This is a genomic window from Bacteroidota bacterium (assembly GCA_018831055.1).
Lineage (GTDB): Bacteria > Bacteroidota > Bacteroidia > Bacteroidales > B18-G4 > M55B132.
In genome coordinates this window covers 1-2,296 of record JAHJRE010000261.1, presented here as the reverse complement: position 1 = coordinate 2,296, position 2,296 = coordinate 1, and the positions used below count along the sequence as shown (strand labels likewise).

General features: G+C 58.1%; 1 protein-coding gene. It reads right to left on the bottom strand.

The window, feature by feature from the left end:
- Positions 1–127: 127 nt before the first annotated feature.
- A partial coding sequence (locus KKA81_16230) for a T9SS type A sorting domain-containing protein (protein MBU2652475.1) occupies positions 128–2,296 on the bottom strand: 2,169 nt, incomplete at its 5' end.

Sequence of the window (2,296 nt, the reverse complement as noted above, 5' to 3'; positions counted from 1 at the left end):
TTTGGTCGAGCGTTTCTGCGGCATGTCAATCTCCTTCGCAGCAGGCAGGCTATTCTATAGAGGGCAATATGTATTGCCACTATCTATTTTGTCAAGGGATGTATCGACCGGCCGGACGAACGCGGGCTTACCGCACCAGCACCATCTTGCGGGTAGCCGAACCCTCATCGCTGCGAAGGCGATAGAAATAGATCCCCGAGGCGACTTCGTGGCCGTTTTTGTCGCGGCCGTTCCACTCGATGACGTGCGGTCCGGCGCCCGCCGTTTCATTCAGCAGAGTCGCAGTGCGACGGCCGAGCAGGTCGAAAATCTCAAGGATCACGTGTTGACTCCGGTTGAGTTCGAAACTGATAGTTGTGCTCGGATTGAATGGATTGGGGTAGTTCTGCCTGAGGGTGATCGTCTCCGGCAGAAAATACGGATCAAGGGCGGCATCCGGCGCCTGATGACCGAGCACATAGGCAATCAGCCGGCGGGCGTCGTCTGTGTCGATTGCCCACAGGTGAAATGCAAACGTGTAAACATTGGAGCCGGGGAACCGATTAAGCAGACCGCAAGGGAGACCGTCAAGCAGCGACGATGACGGGTATTTCGACCCGTACCGATAGAGCACCTCGGCGGCCGAGTCCGGGTAGAAACCGGGGGTGAGCGGGAGGTAGCCGTCGATCTCAAACAGCGTATGAATGAAATTCGTCATCCGATCCGAGGTCGTGTCGACCGCGATCGGCGGGAAGCCGGGTTGTTCAGGAACGGCGTAACTGAACCCGGCCAGGGAGTCGACCACGCCGTAGGTTTGGTACAACCCCTGCCACGTACAGATGTGAATCGAATCAAGATGAAAATAGCGCGACTCGAACGAGGTCGGCTCGCAGCGGATCCAGCTCTTATTCGTATTCAGGTTCAGATCCAGCGGACCCGGCGGCGTACCGAAATAGACGAGATCGCGACCGGAGGCGATAATTCGCTCAAGGGTATGGTAGGCCGGCTCGTTCCATTTGGTCAGCACGCCCGGCGAGGCCATTTCTTCGACAAGAATCACCCGGTAGCGAGCGAGATCGACCCAGTTGACGTTGTAGTCGATATCATCCGTGTGAACGTTCCGGTTGGTGTCGGCCCACGAATAGATGTCGTAATCGTATCCGTCAAGTAATCGATCATAATACGCAAACAGCGAATCACGCCGCACCCAGTCGTGCAGGCTGCCGGTCGAAGACAAAATCACCAGGAGATCCCGGGAAGGCGCGACCGATTGAGCCGCCGACACCAGACGGGAAAAGGGCCCTTCATCACCGTATTTGTTGACTGCCGTTACCCAGTACCAGCCATCGTTGCTGACTTTGGTATCGATGTAGCCGGTCTGCGGTGCGGGAACCGAATCATACGCCTGCATTTGATAATAGCACCACGGGCGACCATCGGTACGGCCGGTTCGCCGGGGAAGAACCGGCGAAAGAGCGGAGTCCATCGCCAGAAACGGCGCGTAACGCCCCAGCGCCTGGGCCGAGTCGCTGGCTTTGTAAATTCGATACCACACAATGTCGGGACTTTCGGACGGAAACCACGAAAGCACTACACCGGTGTCGCCGGGGCGATAAAACGCGTGGTAGCGCTTCATCTGCACCGTGTCGGGAATAAGTGCCTGGTTACCGTAGCCGACCACCACCGATGGTGACCGATCGCCGGGACCGTCTGCCGTTACGTGGGCGACCGAGGCAAAGTAATATTTAGCCGGATCCAACCCGGTCAATTCGACTTCCGAAGCGGCCGGCGAGACCGTCGCTGCCAGCCGGACATCGGGGGGTTCGGCTCCCTGACGAACCATGCGGGGGGCCACGTAGTACGAATCGGCGACCGGGGTAAGGTAAACATTGTAGCCGGTGATATCCGGGAAGACCCGTGGGTCCCAACTCAGCCGGACGGTATCACCGGAGAGATAGGCCGGTTGGAGACCTGTTGGAGGTCGATGGGGATCCAGAATCAGATCGGTCGCACCGACTGCGGCTTCCGCCCGCTCCCGGAATATCTCGAAATTCAAGTTTCTCAGATAGTGGTCGTAGGCTCCGGCGGCCAGATTGGCGCCGTTATGCGGATCGGTATGGACAAAGTCGGCGCCGAAGAGGGCATAGACGACGCGGGCGGAACTGTCGGGGGCAAGGTCGAACGGTCCCAGCGACAAAATCGCCTGATGGTCGATTCCGTTCGAGATGTCGATTGCCAATAGCCGGTTTTCGAGGTACATCCATAGTGTATCATCGGGCTGGATCGACGCGGTCCGGATTTGATCGTAATCCCACTC